Annotated in this window: 1 protein-coding gene; it reads left to right on the plus strand. The window is 46.2% G+C overall.

The window, feature by feature from the left end; genetic code table 11:
* A partial coding sequence (locus AAEY79_RS15125) for a MotA/TolQ/ExbB proton channel family protein (protein WP_352289266.1) occupies positions 1-266 on the plus strand: 266 nt, incomplete at both ends.

The following is a 266-nucleotide window of genomic DNA, read 5'->3' on the forward strand; positions in this document are numbered from 1 at the left end:
GTCGAAAAATGACCATGCAAGTTGCTGACGACTTAAGCCAGCAGCTGCAAAATAAAAGCCAGGCAATGTCAGAGCTTGATGCAACAGGACGCCGCTTGGTTACAGAGCAAGCCCTACTACAACATATCGGACGTTATCGTTATAACAGCGAGCGCGGTTTGCCTATTTTAGTGACAACTGCTGCTATTGCGCCATTTATAGGCTTATTTGGTACTGTATGGGGGATTTTTCACTCGCTGCATAATATTGGCGTCAGTGGTCAAGCT

Source organism: Psychrobacter sp. GW64-MNA-CIBAN-0177 (genome assembly GCF_040309585.1).
GTDB classification, from domain to species: Bacteria; Pseudomonadota; Gammaproteobacteria; order Pseudomonadales; family Moraxellaceae; genus Psychrobacter; species Psychrobacter okhotskensis.